This is a genomic window from Aeromonas sp. ASNIH8 (assembly GCF_002919855.1).
In the GTDB taxonomy this organism is placed as follows: domain Bacteria; phylum Pseudomonadota; class Gammaproteobacteria; order Enterobacterales; family Aeromonadaceae; genus Aeromonas; species Aeromonas caviae.
This window is the reverse complement of record NZ_PQLN01000232.1, coordinates 1-1181: the sequence shown is the minus strand read 5'-3', so window position 1 is coordinate 1181 and position 1181 is coordinate 1. Positions and strand designations below refer to the sequence as shown.

The 1181-nt window shown below is 44.2% G+C and carries 2 protein-coding genes; both read right to left on the bottom strand.

Annotation, left to right across the window (positions count from 1 at the left end; genetic code table 11):
• A partial coding sequence (locus tag C3418_RS23630) for an IS5/IS1182 family transposase (protein ID WP_024176516.1) occupies nucleotides 1-220 on the bottom strand: 220 nt, incomplete at its 3' end.
• Between the two features lie 241 nt (nucleotides 221-461).
• Complete coding sequence (locus C3418_RS23625) at nucleotides 462-1040, bottom strand: TnsA endonuclease N-terminal domain-containing protein (RefSeq protein ID WP_308457657.1); 579 nt, start codon at nucleotides 1038-1040, stop codon at nucleotides 462-464.
• Nucleotides 1041-1181: the final 141 nt, after the last annotated feature.

Sequence of the window (1181 nt, the reverse complement as noted above, 5' to 3'; positions counted from 1 at the left end):
CGCTCAGGTTGTACCAATGCTGCATGCAGTGAATGCGTAGCATGGTTTCCAGCGGATAAGGTCGCCGGCCATTACCAGCCTTGGGATAAAACGGCTCGATGACTTCCACCATGTTTTGCCATGGCAGAATCTGCTCCATGCGGGACAAGAAAATCTCTTTTCTGGTCTGACGGCGCTTACTGCTGAATTCACTGTCGGCGAAGGTGAGCTGATGACTCATGATGAACCCTTTTTCATGGCTCCAGATGACAAACATGATCTCATATCAGGGACTTGTTCGCACCTTCCCTATATGTCTACGCCCTTGAGAAATATCATTTTCAACTTCGTCAAGCGACAAGGTAAATGGCCGTTTCGGTGAAACGAGTAGCAATTCAGTTACAGCTAGCCGCATTGTATCCCAGCAGATATCAATGATCAGCAGCTCGGAACTATTTTTGGTATCAGACACGATCTTTTGGTTAACCCGCATTAGACCTCCGTATTACTGACAGAGGACGGTATAACTCGATTCGTTGTGTCAAATCGATATTCAAACGACCGGTATAAACTGCGTGCTGGAACAAACACTGCACCTGAAATTTATCAATATTAAGTTCATAGGCTACCTGATGAATTAACATCAGCAGCGTGGATAAAGGGGTTGCTATCATGTGGTGCCTAAACCGAACAATAACATTGGCATAAAATTCTGCCGAAACCTGAATCAGTTCAGCCTCATCAAAACATTCTCGTAGAAACTCTAAATTGTAAATAATGGTGGCGTCAAAACTCTTCTCTGTTATCAACACATGATCAATATTTTGAGTACGCCAATACTCAAGGGCAATTCGCTCTTTTGCCAATGTACGATTAACAACACGGGGGGATGTTATTTCTGGATCCAGCGCATCAGAATATTTGAAGCTATATGGACTCAATATATGCTTCCCTGCCTCCGTTTGCCGAATAATGACAAAATCCTGAGTCATAGTTTTGGCTGGGATGCGGCCACCATGATTACCTCGTTCTTTATAATTACCTGGATGGACAACGTTCAGAGAGGCAGCAATTTCTAAATAGCTGTTCCGAATAGTAGATCACCGGAGGAAGGGAACTCAGTCCAGTTTGTGCGATCTGATTAGTCGCTAAACAAAACAAGCCACACCCAAAGGACTGAGTTGATGCCTATCCTACCACCT